Source organism: Bdellovibrio sp. MYbb2 (assembly GCF_056175685.1).
Genome location: NZ_JBJKJI010000003.1, coordinates 312437 through 331242, shown reverse-complemented (window position 1 = coordinate 331242; position 18806 = coordinate 312437). Strand labels below are relative to the sequence as shown.

Annotated in this window: 16 protein-coding genes and 1 riboswitch; of the genes, 9 read left to right on the top strand and 7 right to left on the bottom strand. The window is 50.4% G+C overall.

Features of this window, described 5'->3' with window-relative positions; translation table 11 throughout:
- Positions 1–21 precede the first annotated feature (21 nt).
- The 4 genes from AC04MQ_RS15520 (at position 22) to pyk (ending at position 4691) form a co-directional block, all read left to right on the top strand.
- The gene (locus AC04MQ_RS15520; protein ID WP_011164547.1) at positions 22–696 is read left to right on the top strand and encodes a tetratricopeptide repeat protein; all 675 of its coding nucleotides are present in this window, start codon (positions 22–24) and stop codon (positions 694–696) included.
- Between the two features lies 1 nt (position 697).
- A complete protein-coding gene (locus AC04MQ_RS15515) occupies positions 698–1435 on the top strand; it encodes a hypothetical protein (protein WP_038449321.1) in 738 nt (245 codons plus the stop codon).
- A gap of 86 nt (positions 1436–1521) precedes the next feature.
- Complete coding sequence (locus AC04MQ_RS15510; protein ID WP_374027238.1) at positions 1522–3198, top strand: hypothetical protein; 1677 nt, start codon at positions 1522–1524, stop codon at positions 3196–3198.
- A 5-nt stretch (positions 3199–3203) separates the two neighbouring features.
- Entirely contained in the window at positions 3204–4691 is a 1488-nt protein-coding gene (gene pyk, locus AC04MQ_RS15505; protein ID WP_038449319.1) for a pyruvate kinase, read from the top strand.
- 65 nt (positions 4692–4756) lie between these two features.
- Here pyk and AC04MQ_RS15500 read toward each other — a convergent pair whose 3' ends face one another.
- The 4 genes from AC04MQ_RS15500 to AC04MQ_RS15485 all read right to left on the bottom strand — a co-directional run bounded on the left by AC04MQ_RS15500 (position 4757) and on the right by AC04MQ_RS15485 (position 8431).
- Complete coding sequence (locus AC04MQ_RS15500) at positions 4757–5740, bottom strand: cyclic nucleotide-binding domain-containing protein (RefSeq protein ID WP_011164543.1); 984 nt, start codon at positions 5738–5740, stop codon at positions 4757–4759.
- Positions 5741–5885: 145 nt separating this feature from the next.
- Entirely contained in the window at positions 5886–6542 is a 657-nt protein-coding gene (locus AC04MQ_RS15495) for a CoA transferase subunit B (RefSeq protein ID WP_011164542.1), read from the bottom strand.
- Positions 6543–6551: 9 nt separating this feature from the next.
- A complete protein-coding gene (locus tag AC04MQ_RS15490) occupies positions 6552–7250 on the bottom strand; it encodes a CoA transferase subunit A (protein ID WP_011164541.1) in 699 nt (232 codons plus the stop codon).
- Positions 7251–7255: 5 nt separating this feature from the next.
- Entirely contained in the window at positions 7256–8431 is a 1176-nt protein-coding gene (locus tag AC04MQ_RS15485; protein ID WP_011164540.1) for a thiolase family protein, read from the bottom strand.
- Positions 8432–8564: 133 nt separating this feature from the next.
- Between AC04MQ_RS15485 and AC04MQ_RS15480 the strand changes: the two genes are divergently transcribed.
- From AC04MQ_RS15480 to AC04MQ_RS15470, 3 genes are all read left to right on the top strand, one after another.
- Positions 8565–9545 carry a DUF4097 family beta strand repeat-containing protein gene (locus AC04MQ_RS15480; RefSeq protein ID WP_226988144.1) on the top strand — a complete coding sequence of 327 codons (981 nt, stop codon included), beginning with the start codon at positions 8565–8567 and terminating at the stop codon, positions 9543–9545.
- Positions 9546–9610: 65 nt separating this feature from the next.
- Positions 9611–10507: a hypothetical protein gene (locus AC04MQ_RS15475; RefSeq protein ID WP_088565170.1), complete on the top strand. Its 897-nt coding sequence runs from the start codon at positions 9611–9613 to the stop codon at positions 10505–10507.
- 256 nt (positions 10508–10763) lie between these two features.
- Positions 10764–10861, top strand: a riboswitch (purine riboswitch).
- Complete coding sequence (locus AC04MQ_RS15470; protein ID WP_011164537.1) at positions 10856–11335, top strand: hypothetical protein; 480 nt, start codon at positions 10856–10858, stop codon at positions 11333–11335. It overlaps the preceding riboswitch by 6 nt.
- Before the next feature lie 70 nt (positions 11336–11405).
- Here the strand turns inward: AC04MQ_RS15470 and AC04MQ_RS15465 are convergent, their stop codons facing one another.
- The 3 genes from AC04MQ_RS15465 to AC04MQ_RS15455 all read right to left on the bottom strand — a co-directional run bounded on the left by AC04MQ_RS15465 (position 11406) and on the right by AC04MQ_RS15455 (position 16772).
- A complete protein-coding gene (locus AC04MQ_RS15465) occupies positions 11406–12161 on the bottom strand; it encodes a substrate-binding periplasmic protein (RefSeq protein ID WP_475392508.1) in 756 nt (251 codons plus the stop codon).
- 96 nt (positions 12162–12257) lie between these two features.
- On the bottom strand, positions 12258–16028 hold the full coding sequence (locus AC04MQ_RS15460) for a tail fiber domain-containing protein (protein WP_475392507.1): 3771 nt from the start codon (positions 16026–16028) through the stop codon (positions 12258–12260).
- A gap of 117 nt (positions 16029–16145) precedes the next feature.
- Positions 16146–16772, bottom strand: a complete 627-nt coding sequence (locus AC04MQ_RS15455; protein WP_011164534.1) for a hypothetical protein — start codon at positions 16770–16772, stop codon at positions 16146–16148.
- A gap of 94 nt (positions 16773–16866) precedes the next feature.
- Between AC04MQ_RS15455 and miaB the strand changes: the two genes are divergently transcribed.
- Positions 16867–18228, top strand: a complete 1362-nt coding sequence (gene miaB / locus AC04MQ_RS15450; protein WP_011164533.1) for a tRNA (N6-isopentenyl adenosine(37)-C2)-methylthiotransferase MiaB — start codon at positions 16867–16869, stop codon at positions 18226–18228.
- Positions 18229–18230: 2 nt separating this feature from the next.
- Positions 18231–18788 (top strand): bifunctional nuclease family protein, encoded by a 558-nt coding sequence (locus AC04MQ_RS15445; RefSeq protein ID WP_011164532.1) that lies wholly within the window; start codon positions 18231–18233, stop codon positions 18786–18788.
- Positions 18789–18806: the final 18 nt, after the last annotated feature.

Here is an 18806-nt window from a genome sequence, read left to right as displayed (position 1 = left end):
GTTTTTGCCGATAAGTGAGACATGAAAAATCAGAACTCTTTATTCGTCGTCTTCTGCCTGTGCCTGGCTGTCGGGTTCATGGGAGTGTATGCCACATTCGTGGCGCATTTCAATGGTCATGAAGAGTATGAAATGCGTCTGGCATCCCTGCAAAAACAGGTGGAAAAAGAGAAATTCAACAACTCTCTTTTAAGTTATCAGTTGAAGGACTTCCAGCAAACGGTGGCGCAGGTTCTTCCGAATGACAAAAAACTTCAAGCCAAGTATGAACTTCACAATCTTTCGGCTGTGGTTCGGGCTCCGGCCAGTGAAGAGACTTTAGACCTTTCCGGTGCGATTTATGAAAAGGGAAAGCGTTACTTTAACGGTCAGCAGTATGATCGTGCTATCCGTGAATTTGGCCAGCTTCTGGAAAAGTACCCGTTGTCCCAACACAGTGTTGAGGCGCGTTTCTTTATTGCCGAAAGTTACTTCCTGAAAAAAGACTATCGCAGCAGCCTGGGGCAGATTGACGAAATGGTGACCCAGTATCCACAGCATGATCTGACGGGTTTCATTTTGCTTCGCATGGGGCAAATCAGTGAAATCAACAGTCAGACAGAAGAGGCGGCGGAAATCTATAAAACCGTTGCTAAAAACTTCAAGAATGAAAACCTTAAAAAACAGGCGCGCAAACTGGCGCAAAGTGTTGAGTAGTATGAAGAAAATCGTGCGCTTGATGTTGTTCTTGATGGCATTTCAGATGGAGGTCCGGGTGCGGGCCGCCGGGGATCTGATTGAGCAGCCTTCGGCCTGTCTGAAATCCCAGGAAAGCTGCGCGATTCAGGTGACCGGATCGGCTTTTCATTTTGAAAAGGACAACAAACAACTGCATGCCACCGCGGGCTCGGCATTGGTTCGTCTGACGCCGGATCAGTGGCGCCTGGTGAAAGGGGCTGTCTGGGTGGAAGCAGGGAAGAACCTGCAGGTGGAAAGTCTTTATGCCAGCACGAAGGCGTCCATGGGTGAGTACTGGGTGATTTTTCAGGACTCCCGCATTTTGATTCGCAATATGAATGCCTCCCTGAAGGTGACTCTTCGTGATGGTAAAACGCTGGAGATTCCCGAGGGTTTCGAGGTCTGGGTTTCCGGGCTGAATTCCCAGGGCAAGACCGAGTACGGAATGATTCAGCCAATTGATATGAAAGAGCATCTGCCGATGTGGAACTCTTTGTATCGCGGCACTAAAGAGGAGTTTGTAAAAGAGGTGCGCCTGTACCGTGACAACTGGGGTGATCTGGCCCAGAAAACCAGTCAACTCTATCAGACTTTGACGGACAGAAAGATCGCCTCTGTTGAGGCTCAGGAAAAGGCCGAAGAAGCCCGCCGCCAGCGCAAAGCCGCGGAACTGCAGCGAATGAAAGAGCTTTATCGTCAGCGTGTCTTTGAGCGCTAGACTCTGGTCCTGATTTTAATTTGCATTCCATGTCATTTGAAGTTTCTTCCCATGCCTCATGTTAATCTGAGGTCTGGGAGGATAGGATGTCTTCTATTTCATCATCGGATCGTGCGCGTCAGGACGAAAAAATTCGTAAGACTCGGGAAGAGTATGAGAATCGCGAAAGCGAAAATGCCAAACGCCGTAATGCAGAGCTGAAGCGGCTTGAGCAGCGTCATCACGAAGAAATCAAGAATATCACTGATGAATATGAAGGTCGTATCGCTGAATTGAAAGACCGCAGCCGCGAGTCTTTGAGTGAGCGTGACTATGAAAACTCCAAGAAGATCGATGAAGTCCGTCAGACTTATCGTGAGTCTTTGCGCAATAAAACCGAAGAGGCTTACAATGCCCGGGAAGAGCAAAAAGCAGCTTACGAAAGCACCATAAAAAAGCAAAAAGAAATCAACGAGTCCCAGAAACAAAACCTGGTGGGCCAGTTGAATTCTGAAATTGGCAATCGTGATGAGCGTTTTGTCACGGCCATCGAGGAAAATCGCACCAAATCGCAAAAAGCCATTCATGAAAACGCTCGCAAGCTGAATGAAGCTCACGAGCGCGAAAGAGATGCCATTTTAAGCAGTCACGACGAGACGTTGCGTTCAAAAGATCGCAATGAGCGTGAGATGCGCAAATCCTATGAGGCTCGTCTGAAGCAAACCGAGCGTCAGCGTGAGGCGGATAATTCCCGCTGGTCCCAGAAGTACTCTGATTATGTGACCAACAGCAAGGAAGAGTTCGGCGACAACCTGCAGATGAAGCAGGAAATCATGGATCAGGAGCGTGTGGCCGTTCGCGACAAATACGAAAACACCCTGGCTCAAAAATCCAATCTGATGGATGAACAGAATCAGAACTTCCGCGATTCTGTGAACGGGCGAATTAACAGCCAGATTCGCTCCCGCGACAGTCAGATTCAGCGTTTGAACAGTCAGTTCAATAATGAAATTTCCAAAAATGAACGTCTGCGTGGTATTGAGCGCCGCAATCTGACGCAGGCCTATGAAAAGCGTTTGGGTCTTTCCGAGGAACAGCGTGAAAATGCGGTGGACCGGATGAAAGAGATCAATGACGAGCGCATTGGCAAAGTTCTGACTGAAAATCAGAAGCTTTTGCGTAACACGGACCGCGAAAATAAATCCCAGGTCAGCATCATGAACACTCGTCATCGCGAGGAAAGAGAAAACCTGCTGACAGCCCATAAGGATCAGGTCACCCAGGTGGCGAATAACGCCGAAGCACGGGTTAAGAAAGTGATCGATCTGACCAACAAAAATCAGGATCAGCTGGGGCGCTATTACAATGATTCTCTGGATGTCATGAAGTCGAACTACATGGAACGTATGGACGTGGTGCGCGAGAAAAACAGCGCGGATCATCTGGCCTTGAATAAAAACATGACGGAGCGCTTCAGAACTATGGAAGCCAGCTTCAACTCCAAGTTGGAGCAGACTGTTAAGACTTATGAAGATCGCTTGGCTGCCCTGAAAGACAGTCAGGATCGTGAATTGAAGCGCATCGAGAAAATGTACGCAACTCGTGTGGATGAGCGGGATAAGTCCGGTAAAATGGAAAAAGAATCCATGCAAATGAAGTACGAGGCTAAGATAGCTCAATTGAACAATTCGCATCAAGATCAACTTGATAGAATGAATAGACGCCATCAGGAAGATATGCAAAACTTGTCTGTGAAGATGAGTTCATATAGCAGGAAGGCGTAGTTCAAATGTTAGCAGATCGTCGAGCGAAGATTGTGGCCACTATTGGGCCAGCGACACGTGATGAGAAAAATCTGGAAAAAGCAATAAAGGCGGGCATGAACGTGGCTCGCCTTAACTTTTCGCACGGAAGTCATGAAGACCACCTGAAGGTGGTTCATTCCCTGCGCAAGCTCTCTAAAGAGCTTCAGGCTCCGGTGGCGATTCTTCAAGATCTTCAGGGGCCGAAGATCCGCGTTGGTAAGTTTGAAAATGGCTCCATCGAAATTAAACCTGGCGAAAAACTGGTGGTAACGACGGCAAAAGTTCTGGGGAAACCAGGATTGGTTCCGTCCGACTTCCAAGAGCTGCCTTTGGCCTGCGTGCCGGGCACGCGCATCCTTCTGGATGACGGCCTGATGGAAGTGAAGGTTTTGCAGGTTCGCGGTGAGGAAATCGACGTGGAAGTTGTCTATGGCGGTATTCTGAAAGACCGCAAAGGCATGAATCTTCCGGGTGTAAATCTGCCTGTGGACTGCATGACTCCAAAAGATCTGGAGGATCTGCAGTTCGGTATTGCCAATAAAGTTGATTATATTGCTTTGAGTTTCGTTCGTCATGCCCGTGATATCCGCAAGCTGCGTGAATTGATCGAGGCCGGGAACTCCAATGCGAAGATCGTAGCCAAAATCGAGATGGTGGAAGCGATCGAAAATCTGGAAGAAATCTGCCGCCTGAGTGACGCTGTCATGGTGGCGCGCGGGGATTTGGCAGTGGAAGTCGGTCAAAGCCGTCTGCCGGGCTATCAGAAGCGTATTATTTCTGTATGCAATCAACTGGGTAAGCCGGTGATCACGGCGACTCAGATGCTGGACAGCATGGTTGAAAACCCTCGTCCGACCCGAGCTGAGATCACGGATGTGGCCAATGCCGTTTTGGATGGAACTGATGCTTTGATGCTGTCGGCGGAATCTGCCAGCGGCAAATATCCGTTCAAGTGTATCCGCACTATGCACGAGATCATCACTGAGGTGGAACGCAACGAAGAAGAGTATTATAAAATCTCTCTTGAAAACGAGTTTCTGAGCACGCCGGCGTCTATCGCCGCCAGTGCTTCACTGAGTGCGCTGAAGCTGAATGCAACCGCGATCATCTGTCTGACGACTTCCGGTAAAACGGCAAATATCATTTCGGCCTTCCGTCCGAAGGCGCGCATTATTTCCGTGACTCAGCATCTGGATGTTTTGAATGGCATGGAGTTGGGCTGGGGTATTCAGACCCACGCGATCAAGCCATATAAGACGATGGAAGATATCCTGCGTGAAGTGGATCTGTTGTTGGTGTCCCATGGCTTGGGTAAAACCGGGGACCGTGTGATTCTGACATTGGGTCAGCCGATTGCTTGTGGTGCAAAAACCAATTCGATCTATGTGCACACAGTGGGCGGGGAAAACGTGGCGAAGCTTCCTAATGACAAGTTGCCTCTGCGTTGTCAGGAAGAGCCGATTGTTGAATAAGTTTCTTTGAGAAAATGAAATAAAAAAAAGCCAGGGAGTCCCTGGCTTTTTTTATTTTCCGCGTTCTAGCGAAGTTTCTTTTTTAGATTGTTCACGATGGTCCAATTGCGCGCCAAAGGTTCAACGTAAGGCAGTTCCACCATGATGTAGACGCCTTTTTCATCCATGATTTTTTCCGTCAGATATTTTTTCTCAATCAAAGAATTCACATCGTCCGCGCGGATCAGTTGACCCAGCTCTTTCATGGATTCGTTCTGCACATCGGTCAGATCGACTTTGTACAAGCCCTTGTGGTTCGGCTGGGCACGGCGGGCAAATAGCAGGATGCCGTTTAGAATGTTGACCTCAGCTTCAGTTAAAGCCGGCAGGCGGTCTTTGTCCTGTTTGAACAGCCACTCGTTGTACCAGTCGACAAAGCCAAACAGCTCCTGTGGTTTCAGGTTGGTGATTTTCTGTGTGCCGTCGCCACGGTCTTCCTGAGTCAGATAGCCCAGATCTGTTAATGCGTTGGTGATGCTTTGCATTTTATTGGTGGCTTCCTGAAAGATCTGAATTGTGTAATTGCGAATCAGAACAGACGAGAAGCTCAAGCCCCCGCCTTCTTCCGGTTTTCCATACTTGTTTCCAACCAGATTCAGAATGGAAATGTACTTGTTCACGATGTGAGGCGGGAAGCGCTCTTCATCGGGATTGGTGTTTTCAAGCAGGCGGATTTTCTGGTTTGCATCACGCAGTTTTTCATTCAGCGTTTTCATGATGGCGCGAACCCACACCGGCAGCTGGTCCATCTGTTTGTTCAAAGAGTCATAGGGAAGTGCGATCACTTCAGAATCTTTGGTGGCTTTCACATTGGCGCTGCGGGGTTTTTTGTCGAACAAAGCCATTTCGCCGACCATCGCGCCAGGCTGGATTTCTGCGATGACAACTTCTGTGTTGCCTTTGCTTTTGGTGATGGCAAAACCACCGGTCTTAACGATATACATGGCATCCGGAGCGTCCCCATCTCTGAATAGATAGGTGTCTTTTGCCACTTTTTTTGCTTCTGCCACGAAAACCCCACTCGCAAGTACGTGAAGATTTATTATCTATGGGATTTTCAGACAGAGCAATGAGGTGCTGGACCTTGGTGGGTGTGCGAACGGGAAGTGTCTAAAACTAAGACGGCTTCTTGTGGGAAGCCGTCTTGAAGTGAAGTTAGAATGTCATCGCTTTGCAGTCTGGGGCGATTTTCATTTTGCCCTCAGTGGCTGCCAGAACCTTTTCCGGCGTAAGATCCGGAGCATATTCTTTCAAAACGAAACCTTCAGGTGTGATTTCGATCACGCCGAAATCGCTGACGATTTTCTTGATGCACTTAACACCCGTCAAAGGCAGCGTGCACTTGGTGCGAAGTTTGGAATTGCCTTCCTTGTCCGTGTGTTGCATGGCCACGATCACATTTCGTGCGCCCGCAACCAGATCCATTGCGCCGCCCATGCCCTTAACCATTTTGCCTGGCACCATCCAGTTTGCGATACTGCCGGTTTCATCAACCTCCATCGCACCCAATACTGTCAGGTCCACGTGACCGCCGCGAATCATCGCAAAGCTGTCAGCGCTGGAAAAGAAGCTGGCGCCCGGAAGTGCCGTCACAGTTTGTTTGCCGGCGTTGATCAGGTCCGCATCGATATCAGCCTCTTTCGGGAATGGACCCATACCCAAAAGACCGTTTTCACTCTGTAACATAACGAATTTATCCCGAGGGATGTAGTTCGCCACCAAAGTGGGAATACCGATACCCAGATTCACACAATAGCCGTCTTCAACTTCCTGAGCGATACGTTGAGCAATTTGCTCTCTTGTTAATGGCATTTTGCTCTCCTATCCCTTGGAAACTGTTTTTTGTTCGATGCGTTTTTGATAGTCAGTGCCCTGGAAGATACGCTGAACGTACACACCCGGAGTATGAATCTGATCCGGATCCAGTTCGCCGATCTCGACCAGTTCTTCAACTTCAGCCACGGTGATTTTCCCGGCTGTTGCCGCCATCGGATTGAAGTTGCGTGCGGTTTTTCTGAAGATCAGATTGCCGAACTTGTCACCCTTCCACGCTTTCACAAAGGCGAAATCACCTTTGATGCCTTTTTCCAGAACATAGTCGCGTCCGTCGAATTGTTTGATCTCTTTGCCTTCAGCCACCAGTGTGCCCACTCCTGTCGGAGTGTAGAAACCAGCGATCCCTGCGCCTCCCGCACGAATGCGTTCAGCCAAAGTGCCTTGCGGGCAGAATTCCAATTCCAGTTCGCCGCTCATGTAAAGCTTTTCAAACAAAGCGTTTTCGCCGACATAGGAAGAAATCATTTTTTTGATCTGGCGCTTTTGCAAAAGCAAACCCAGACCGAAATCATCCACGCCCGCGTTATTAGAAACGCAGGTCAGATTTTTCACACCCATTTCATTCAAGACAGTGATGCAGTTTTCCGGGATGCCGCAAAGGCCGAAGCCTCCCAGCACCAGAGTCATGTTGTCCTTGACGTCAAAGAGCGCGCTCTTGGCGTCTTTAAACACCTTTTTGCTCATGATGATTACGCTTTCTCGATGATCAATGCCACCGCTTCGCCGCCACCGATGCACAAAGTGGCAAGGCCGTAGCGTTTGTTGTGAGTGTGCAAAGCGTGAACCAAGGTCGCCAGGATACGCGCGCCAGAAGCGCCGATCGGGTGACCGATAGCCACAGCACCACCGTGGATGTTCACTTTGGAAGCCGGAATTTCAAGCTCTTTCATCGCCACTTGAGTCACAACGGCGAAGGCTTCGTTGATTTCCCAAAGATCCACATCGCCCACTTTCAGGTTGGCTTTGTTCAGAGCGGCTTTGATCGCGCCCACTGGAGCAGTTGTGAAGTATTTTGGCTCGTGAGCGAATGTAGCGTGTGCCACGATTTTCGCCAGAGGTTTGATGCCGCGTTTTTTCGCTTCAGACTCAGACATCAAAACGTGCGCCGCAGCACCGTCGTTGATTTTGGAAGCATTGGCTGCCGTGATGGTGCCGGCTTTGTCGAATGCAGGTTTCAGGCCCGGGATTTTGTCGAAGTTCGTGTTGAACGGCTCTTCGTCTTTATCCACGGTCACAGCACCTTTGCGGCCTTCAACCACAACCGGGGCGATTTCGTTTTTGAAAACGTTTTTCGCCCACGCGTCCTGAGCTTTTTTGTAGGAATCAATCGCGAAAGCGTCTTGTTCTTCACGAGTGAAGTTGTGCTCTTTCACGCAGATTTCCGCGGCATTACCCATGTGGAAGTTGTTGTATGGATCCCAAAGGCCGTCTTTGATCATGGAGTCGGTCATTTGCGTTGGACCCATGCGGTAACCGGAGCGGGAGTTTTCAAGCAAGTGTGGAGCCAAAGTCATGTTTTCCTGACCGCCTGCCACTGCAATTTTAGTGTGTCCCAAAGCGATAGAGTCTGCTGCCAGCATCACGGATTTAAGGCCGGAGCCGCACACTTTGTTGATGGTCATGCACGGAGTGGAGTTTTTCAAACCCGCACCCAACGCCGCTTGACGCGCTGGAGCCTGGCCGACACCTGCAGTCAGGACTTCGCCCATGATGCACTCATCGATTTCGTCAGCAGAAACACCTGCGCGAGTGATGGCTTCTTTGATGGCTGCTGCACCCAGTTTTGGTGCAGGAACAGAGGCAAAGCCTCCTTGGAAAGAAGCTACAGGGGTTCTTACGCTGCTCACAATTACGACATTTTCCATTTTTCACCTCAATTAGTCTTGGGGCGCATTCCGCCCGAAGCTTTATAAATACCTTATTGTAAATGCCCGGATACTTTTTTATATTTTAGGAACAGAGTCAATAGCCCCCGGGATGGGGCAGGGGAGTCAACGCATGTCAGCGATTAGTTTCATTCTTGCCCACCTCGTATTTCAGCCAGTGATGGCGGCGACTTTCGACGTGCCAGTCTCTGAGGGGGATCGTCTGGTCCTCAAAGGACTTGAGGCTCAGGTTCAGATGGTGGCGCAGCCGGGTGCCGCGTTGCGGGTTTCCGGAGTGGAGCAGTCCGGCGCCGAAGGCATGTTCATCGTCGAAAAGAAAAATAATATCATCGAAGTGCGCATGAATGAATACAGCGGGAAAAGAACCTGGCTGAACATCTTGCCAAAAGCGAATACACAACTGAAAAAAATCGAAATCACCGGCCCGGCAATGCCTACAGAAGTGCAGTTGCGCGGCGGATCCGTCGTGGCACAGAAGTGGAATAAAGACCTTAAAGTGAGCCTGACTCAAGGCCGCGTTGCGGCACTTAACGGCGCAGGGACTTTGCAGGTCTACGTGCAAAAAGGCGACGTCTCCGTGTCCGATCATCTGGGCAAGGTGGAGGCGGACTCTTACTCTGGCAGTATGACTTTGAAGAACATCCAGGGGGATGTGGAAGCGTCCCTTTTCTCGGGTCAGATGAACATTGAAAAAGTGCGTGGTTTCCTGACCGTGTCGGCGCAGCAGTCGGCCGCCAAGGTCAACCAAAGCAACGGGACTATTCAGTTTGAAAGCGGCAAAGGCAGTCTGAATATTCAGGGCTTCCAGGGGCGCATCGAAGGTCAGAATCAGGATGCTGCCATCACTATCGGCATGACTCTGGATTCTGAAGTGGATGTGAAGTCCAAGTCCGGCAAAGTCAGCATTCAGACGCCTCCGGGTTCGGGAGCTTCTTTGAATTTGATGACGGTGGAAGGCGAAATTGTTGTTCCTTCGGAACTTCGTGTGACGAAGCTCAGTGCGGAAAAAAGTGTGCGTGGGCGTCTTCGTGGCGACGCACCTAGAGGAAGCATTTTTGTGCGCAGTCAAGATGGCACTATTTCAGTGAAATGAGTTGACAGCTTTTCTCAAATGTCTGACAGATGAAATGATCATCTAAAGCACTACCAGGTAGAACTATGGCAAAAATCGTTAAAAAGAAGCCCGCGGCGAAAGCCGCTGCAAAACCAGCTAAAAAAGCGCCCGCAAAAGCCGCAAAGCCAGCTCCAAAAAAGCCGGCTCCGAAGGCTGTTGTAAAGAAAAAGGCCGATAAAGCCCCTGTTAAGGCGGCTAAAAAGCCTGAGGCGAAGAAAAAGCCGGAAGTAAAACCGGCTAAAGCCCCGGTTAAAGCAGCCAAAGAGACCAAAGAGGTTAAAGAAACCAAGGTCGAAGCGGCCAAAAAAGCCGAGAAAAAGGCAGCTCCGCAACCTGCTCCTGAAAAAGCTGCGCCTAAAAAAGAGGCAAAAGCCCCTAAAAAAGGCAAAGCGAAGAAGGAAAAGGACGAAAACGAGCTGGAAGACGATTTTATCGCCGATGACGACCTGATGGGTGATGAAATTGGCGAGTACGAGGAAGAACTCAAAGCCGTCGAGGAATCCGAAGAGGAGATCGAGGTTGATGAAGAGTGGGTTGCCGAGGAAAAAGCCAAGTCTGACGAAGAAGTGGTTCTGACGGATGCCGAAGGCCGCCGTTACTGCCGTGCCCGCGATTGCGATCAGATCGCTGCCGTGGATGCTTACTGCCGTTACCACTACCTGATGTTCTGGAAGAAAATCCAAGTTCGTAAGAAGATCCTTCAGGATGGTAAACTTGAGCGTTATGTGGAAGAGCTAACCTCTCGTTATCCGGACAAATTCCTGGAAATGATCCGCCGTGATTTGCGCACCGAAAAAGACTTCCTGGCTGCCATCCAAGAGCTGGAAATCGACGAATCAGCGAGCGACAATGACTTTGAAGAGGATAATAGCGCGTTCATCGAAGAAGTAAGAGGAATGGGCGAAGGATCCGGCTCCGGAGTCGAAGACGACGAGTACTAGTCGGCCGTTGAAAAGGGCCCATCCGACTGCGTTGTCGGCCCCTTTTCTTCTCTCCGACGTGCTTGGAGCACGCCTCCGTTGCGAAAAGGGGCCTCCGCCTTGCGGCTGAACCTTTTTGAACGGCCTTAAAGTTGTTCTTGAATAGAATTTTTAGAAAGACCTGCCTGATGAGGGCAGGTCTTTTTTTTGTTTGGGGACATAGGCTGGGTGCGTTAGGGGCCTTAGTTTTTTATTGCAAAGAGGAAATCTCGCCGTTACTACTAACCGCGGTTACACAAATATAAGTCGGAGATAGGGTCTGACGTTTCTACCTGCCACCGTAAAGGGCAGTCTATTTGGAGCGAATATATGTTGAAGAGCGCAGTTCTCTTTGTTGTTCTTTTGTTCTCTGTTTCCATGTCCCAGGCTTACGAAGCCTTCCCCAAGGGACCAGATGCTTCCCTGACACCGGGGGCTCTTTGCAACCGTCCTTCTGAATACCGTTACCCTGAAAAGATTAAATACTGTGAACGTGATGTGTCTTCTTCCCAGAAGGCTGGCATCTTCCAAAAATACGACCAGATCGGTTACCGAACGCGCTCTATGAAGCGTCAGGCGTTCAAGATCGATCACTACATCCCGCTTTGTGCCGGTGGCAGCAACGATGCTAAAAATCTGTGGCCACAGCATGAATCTGTTTACGAAATCACTGACAAGTTGGAAGCTCTGATCTGTGAAAAAATGGCTGCCGGCCGTTTGCTTCAGAAAGACGCTGTTGAGATCATCATCCAGGCGAAAAATCACCTGAATGAAGTTCCAGAAATCGAAGCTCGCGTTCGCGAGTTGTAAGATCCGAAATAAAATTCTTCTCTCTGTCGAGGGGTGCCCGTGTCTGAATAAGGCACGGGCTTTTTTCGTTTTAAGGGTCGACCGGATGAATGTTGTGGAAACGGTTCGTGATCCGGTCGTAGGTGCCATCCGCACGAATGGTCTGCAGGCCCTTTTCAAAAACCTCGGCATAGTGGGCTCCGTCTTTGTGGGACTTTGAAAAGTTCAGGTAAAGACCGTCTTTCGAAAGGCGACCCACAGGGCGGACTTTCCTGGACAGTTCAGGATGAATTTTTAGCAGATGCTCTCCGGTCAGCCCCCACACAACGGCATAGTCAATCCGTTCACTGGCCAGTTTTTCCAGTTGTGATTTTTCGGTAGGGCTGGGCGAATGCAGAATCTTTTTGTTCTGTAAAAAATCTGTCGGATAAGTGTAGCCATTCGTGGTGCCGACGACTTTGTTTTCCATGTCTTTCAAAGTCACATTCTGTTTGCTGTCGCGGATGCGACCATAGACCACCATTTCTGCTTCAAACATCGGTGTTTTGTGAAAGATGTATTTATCTTTGGTGTCCTGGTTGATGATGGTGTCAAAGCATCCCAAAGACTTTCCTTTTTCGACTTCATAAATACAGCGGGCAAAGGGGACGGGGCGGGTGATGACAGTGATGCCCTGGCTTTTAAATGCGGCTTTCACTATTTCCGGAGCAAGGCCGATGACGTCTTTATAGTCGGCTGATGCCGATGAGTACGGGGCCCAGTCATCCTCGCCATTGATAACAATGGTTGTGGCAAGGGCGAAACTCCCGGAACAGGTGAGTGTCAGTATTAGAAGTAATTGCAGCATCCTGAGTCCTTCAAACATCTTCTTTCATTATCGCGATTAGCTGCGTGTGTGCTAACTAAAAAAGCCGCAGAATAAAAATTCCGCGGCCAATGTTGTCTATTTGCAGATTGGATTTTGTGGTTCTTTTTCGCAGACAAATTTTTTGAACAGCTCATTTTGCTGCTTCAATGTTTGAACTTCCTCTTTCAGTGAGGCGATTTCTCTGTGGGTGTTTTGTGAGTCCTTGCTCCACATTTCGTAGAATTCTTTCAAGGCATTGAATAGCGGTGCCACCAGATTTCCGTAAGTCACCGACTTGTAGCCATCCGCATCTGTTTTGACAGCCTGAGGGAAGACTGTTTCCACTTCCTGTGCGATCACCCCGATTTGCTGGCTTGGGTCCGGATTTACTCCGGGCTTCCAGTGATAGGTCACACCCTGAATCTGCAGGGCTTTATTCAGAGCATCCGGAATCACTTCGATGTCAGTTTTGAAACGACGGTCCGAACCGTTGGAATAGGTTCCTGCGATCCACATGTTTCCGGAAGAATTCGTGAAGTTCATGCGCTGACCGGCGGTGCTGTCCCAGAAGCGGAACATGCCGGTGCTGGCCTGATAGCCATAACCGAAATACTTGCCGCCATCAGAGCCTTCGTACGGAACATACACATCCAGGTTGGCGCTGGCCGCGGACCTGCGCAAGGTGAATATTCCCTGATCGTGGCTGTAATCCCCCATGGTCAGCAGACCGCTTTGAAAGGCTGTGCCCGAAGCGCCGATAGAGACTTGTCCGTTCTGACCCACAATCATGCGCAGGGTGTTGGTGTTGGGGCTTCCGGGGGTCAGTCCGTTGGATCCATAAAACACAATCCCACTCGGACTGATTGCCAATGCCGAGGCGGTGGTGCTTTCCGCGATCCAGGCTGATCCTGTGTATTTGGTGCCCCCGGAAAGGATCAGTCCCGGAGAGCTGGTTGGGGTCGTCAGGTAACCGGCATAACTGCCATTTGAAATGCGAACACCAGAAGCAGTTGCAGGCCCGGTGACGTTCAGGCGGTGCGAGTCTGCTCCGAACTCACCGATAGAGACATTTCCACTGGAGTGCATGGACATCACATTGCCGGTGCTGCCGCTGACGCCAGAATGGTCGCGCCAGATATTCAAGGTTCTGTTGTTGGCGGATGTGTCTTGCACGATCGCCCAGCGGTTGGTGGTGCTGCCGCCCATGGTGTAACCACTCTGATTGGCATCTGCGCCAAAGGCGCCGACAATTGAATCACCAGTGCCATTAACCTGCAAATTATAACTTGGAGACGTGGTTCCGATGCCGACTTTTCCAGAGCCATCTATGCGCATTTTTTCTGTGCGTGTGGCAGATCCGGTTGTTGTGGTTTCAAAAATCATTTTGCTGCCGCGATTGGTGGTGCTTTGTGTTTCCGAAGCACTGACTTCGATGGCGGCGTTGGTGGTTCCGGTGCCGGATCCATCGTGGGCGCGGAAGTACAGACCACCGATGGTGTTTCCGGAATTGACTGCAGTGCCGGATGCGATGGTCCCGCGGGTTCGTGTCAACATCAGTGCGGCTCCGTTATAATCGGCGTCTGAAGCATGGAACAGGCGCTGCTGGAACGCATCTGAAGTTTGGATGTCAAGTCTGTAGGAGGGGGAATTGGAGCCAATGCCGACATAGCCGCCGTTGGTAACACTCAGCTCGTTGTTGGATCCACCTGTACCCAGATCCGTTCGGTTGGTCGCAAAGTCCATGGCCAGAAAGTCATTGGTGCCGGTGCAGGCTGTGTTTGTGCATTTCCCCATGTTAAAGCTGACACCATTCGTATACATGGTTGTCATGTTGCCACCACGATCCAGTAAGAATCGCGCAAAAACGCCAGGGTCTCCCTTTACAATGAATGGATGCTCTGTGCCTGTGTAGGTGGTGCCGACACCACCGGCGACGATGACTCCGTCATCGTAATACAACTTTGTCCCTGAAACCTGCCATTGTCCCAAAGTGGAAGGCAGGGCACTGGCTGGCAGTTTTCCACTGCCATCAAGCAACAGCACCTCGTTGGCGGCGGTTCCGGCCGCTCTTGTGGAGGCTGTGCCAAGGCCTGTGACTTGTGTGTTGGCGATAGAGATGTTCTGACACTCAAATTTATCAGTGATCGAACTCCAGTTCAAAGTCTGAGCTGCTGTACAGCCGGCGGCATTGAAGGCGCTTCCGCCAGTCAGGTTTTGCAGTTCACTCAGTTTCACAAAACCCGGAGTCCATTTGCTGGTGCCGTTGTCCCATTTCAAATAGGCATTGGCCGTCGGAGCCGTCGAAGCAATTTCATATCCCTGAATCTTTGCCACGGTCGGATTGGGATAAGTGCTGCCAAGGTCTCCGCCAGCGTTGCCGGTGGGCGCAGATCCCGTGGCGGAAATTGAAATGCTGCCGTTGCCATTGGTGATCGAGATTCCAGACCCGGCTGTCAAAGTGGCTTTGCTCAAAGTGTTTCCAGTCGAGTTACCAATCAACAACTCACCATTGACGAAACTGGTCTGGCCCGTTCCGCCCTTATTGACCGGTATGGTCGGAAGATCACTTGAGGTGATGGTGATTCCATAACCTGACACCGTCGTCGGTTTACCAGTTGAGATTTTGCTCCAGTCCAGAGCTGGGATATCAGCAGCGGCGATGGGTCCGTTGACTTCTGTCGCCGGCGCCCATTTGGCTCCGTCGTATTTGAGCACCTGGCCCGATGTTGGGGCTGTGGCATCGACACTGACGCCTTTGATTTTATCCACACTCACAGCGCCGATGGAGCCGCTGATATCACCGGCCACCGACACATTGATGGCCTGACATAGAAATTTTCCGGCAACGGAGCTCCAGTAAGCAGTTTCGTAGGCCGCACAGTTGGCGCTGCCCACAGCGGTGTTGAAGGAGGCGGTGGTCAGGAGTCCACTTAAGGTGCTTGTCAGATTTGTCACATCACCGATGGCGATTGCAGCGCTGGCCCACTCGGTGCCGGAAAACTTCATGAAATACCCTGAGGTCGGGGCAGAGTTGGAAACAGCCACGCCCTGAATTTTTGCTACAGAAGGATTTGGGTAAGTGCCACTCAGGTCGCCACCAGCATTTCCTGTAGGAATGCGGGCATCACTGAAGCGGGCGTCGTTACCAGCGGCCACGGTGTTGGCGGTGGTGCCAACGTTCACGGTTAGCTGCGGTGTGGAGTCGCCAGTGGCGACAGTCAGATAGTTGTTGGCCGAGGTGACCTCCGTCACGGTACCGCCAGCCGCGCCAGTCACTGGTGCACAAGTGAAGCTGGTGCCATCAAAGGTCAGGAAGTTGTTTGCGGGACAGGCGGTGACGGTGTTTTTCAAGACAAAATCCGAGGACTGATAAGAGCCCAGCTTTTGCGCTGACAGGGAATAGGCGGCATAGGGTACAGAGCGGATTTCGTTGTCCGGGGAAATTGTCTTCCAGCCAGAACCGTCATGGAATCTGACGCGCAGGCGGCGCTGGTCGTTTGCCGCTGGATTGTACGTGGCACCACCATCACAGGAAAGGCTGCCGGTGTTTTTAAATGAATCAAGCAGACTGAAGGTGCCTGCGGTCGGATGGCTCTGTGATCCCGTGCCGATGGGTACATCGAACACTCCGCCAGAGTTGGTCAGATCAATGTGATCGACTTGCTCGCGATAGATGATGCACTGGCCATTGGGATTGGTGATTTCAAATTGAAAACTGACGTTACTGTGCTCCAGTGGGGTGCCGTCAGCCTTCAAAATCCGTCCCTGATAGGTGAGAGAGTTTGGTGTTGCTGATGCTGAAATAGCGAGCAACAAAGAGGCTGTTAAAACACCAACAATCAACGTACCGTATTTGCGAGTTTTCATACTCAACTTATCGGTAAGAACTCGCCTTTTAAGGACATCTGTTTGATTTATCTGGAAAAATTTTAATGAAGGGGGCGTCTCAAAGTGAGATCAAATCCCCCAGGCGGAAGAGAAAAGCTAGTGAAGCTGCTTTTTCCCTTTGCCACCGAACATCTTTGGCCCTTTATCCTCGGAGTCTTCCTCGGATTCATCGGAAACTTCGTCCTCGGAATAGTCCTCGTCATCGCGAGGAGGTGACAGTTCTTCACTCTGTTCCGCGCGGCTCAAGGCGTCTTCATCCGCTTCTTCGTCAGTGTCGTGAAGCATGTCATCTTCACTCAACCCCAGAAGTTTGTTGGCTTCCGCCTCCAGATTGGAATTTTCGGTAGAGAATTTCAGATAGACTTTTTTGCCCTGGAACGGAACTTCCTTCCAAGTGTACGGGAAGTCCACTTCACCTTCGTTTTCCAGGAACTCCAGCATCATGCTGGCCGCGGCATCCACGCAGTTATGAATGCGGGAAACAGCGTCTTGTTGCTCTTGGGAATAGCTCATGGAAACTTCGAAATTGGCTTGGGCCAGGCGGCCCTCTTCCAGATAACCAACGCGCAGCACAATTTCTTCCTGATAGATGCGGCCTTCAATGATCAACTGTGCGTTGTCCAGATACTGGGCGAAATTTTCTTTAAAAACAGCCTGAATCTGATCTGAGTATTCTTTGGGAAAGGATGTCCATTTTTTTGAACTTTTCAGTCTTGGGATCATGACGAAGGCCTCCATCAGGTTCGGGCTTTTTTTGACATTCTTAAGACGGTCCTCTATAACTCACTTTCCCTAATGACACAAGAGGTAAGAGCTCGTGGATGACATCACCCAAAATCTTGAAAGTGTTGAGAAAAATCCCGATATCGGGATGGGTCGTGGCGTCTATATTTCAACCTATGGTTGTCAGATGAATGTGAACGACACCGAGCGAATGTATGCTTTGCTTGAGATGCAGAACTTTGTGCCGGTGACGGATCCTAAAAAGGCTTCGCTGATTATTATCAATTCCTGCAGTGTGCGTGAAAAACCTGTTCACAAGGTTTATTCCGAAGTTGGCACCTACAAATACATGAAACGCAAAAACCCTGAACTGAAAATCGGCGTTGGGGGCTGCGTGGGTCAGCAGGAAAAAGAAAATCTGATGAAGACCCAGCCAATGATCGACTTTGTTTTCGGCACGGATCAGATCGACAGTCTGCCGCAGCTGGTGGCGAAGTCTTTTGCCGGGGAACGCAGGCTGGTGAACTCCCGCTTTGAACACCGTTCGCCTTATCACATTGAAACTTTGGTGCGCAATCCTGGTGTGGCCACTTATGTGAACATCACCAAGGGCTGCGACAATTTCTGTACATTCTGTGTGGTGCCTTACACACGCGGGCGTGAAAAATCGCGCCCGGTTCAGCACATCCTGACCGACATCCGACATCTGGTAAAACGCGGCGTGAAAGAAGTCACTTTGCTGGGACAGAATGTAAACTCTTACCAGGGTGACGAAGGCATCGACTTTGCTGATCTGCTGGCGAAGGTCGCCAAAGAAACCGACGTTGAGCGCATCCGCTACACGACTTCACACCCCAAGGACTTTAATCAGAAGCTGGTCGATGTGATGGCCGAACACTCCAACAAGATCATGGAATACATCCATCTGCCGTTTCAGGCGGGCAGCACCAAGGTGCTGGAGCGCATGAACCGCAACTATACGCGCGAAGAGTATCTGGAGCGCATTGCGATGATTCAAAAGGGGCTGCCGAATGTCTGCTTTTCAACGGACATCATCGTTGGCTTCCCAGGTGAGACTGAAGAGGACTTCCAGGACACATTGAACATGGTGACTGAAGTCGGCTTTGAAACCATCTTTGCGTTCAGCTATTCACCGCGTCCGTTCACCAAGGCGGCAAAGTTTGAAGATCAGCTGCCGGAAGATGTGAAGAATGAGCGTTTGAATCGTCTGTTTGATGTGCATGAGGCCATGGCCTTTGAGCGCGTAAAGCGCTACGAAGGCACCACCATGAAGGTCCTGGTTGAAAACGTGGACCGGGATCACGGAAAAATGCAAGGCAGAAGCACTGGTAACAAGCTGGTGCACTTCCTGGGAACCGCGGATTTGATCGGTAAAACGGTCGATGTGAAAATCACCAAGGCGTTCCCGGCAGTGTTTAGAGGGGAAATGATTTAATCATGAAAGACATCCAGAATTTCAACTCACTTAAAGCACAAATCGTGTTTTCAAATGAATCCCGGGAAGAGGAAACCTTCCATCAAAAAGAACTGGTGCAACTGTTCCCTTATGGGCTGTCGGTGACCACCGATGCGACGCGCCCGTTTTTGCTTTTGAAGGACGAGGCTCATCAGTACACTTTGCCTGTGGCCGTCAGTGCCATTGATGCGGGGGTGGCGCTGTCTCAAAGTAACAAAATGATTCTGGAGTCGTCACCGCACAAGTTCACCGCGCTGATGCTGGATTCTTTGGGCATCGAAATAAAACAGGCGGTTTTTGTCGAAATCAAAGGCGCCCATCAGTATCTGCGACTTTACATCAGCGGTCATCCGCAGACCAACTCGTTGAAGTTGCGCGCCGATGAGGCGATGTCCCTGTGTCTGTATCTGGGAGTGCCTCTGTTTGCGACGAAGAGCTTTATTGGACGTTCCCGTGTGATGAATGCTGAAGTCGAGGGCGGCGCACAAAATTTCCAGAATTTCGGTCTCATGGATAAAGGCTCTGGATATTTGAACTAGTTTTTGTAACTATGAGGC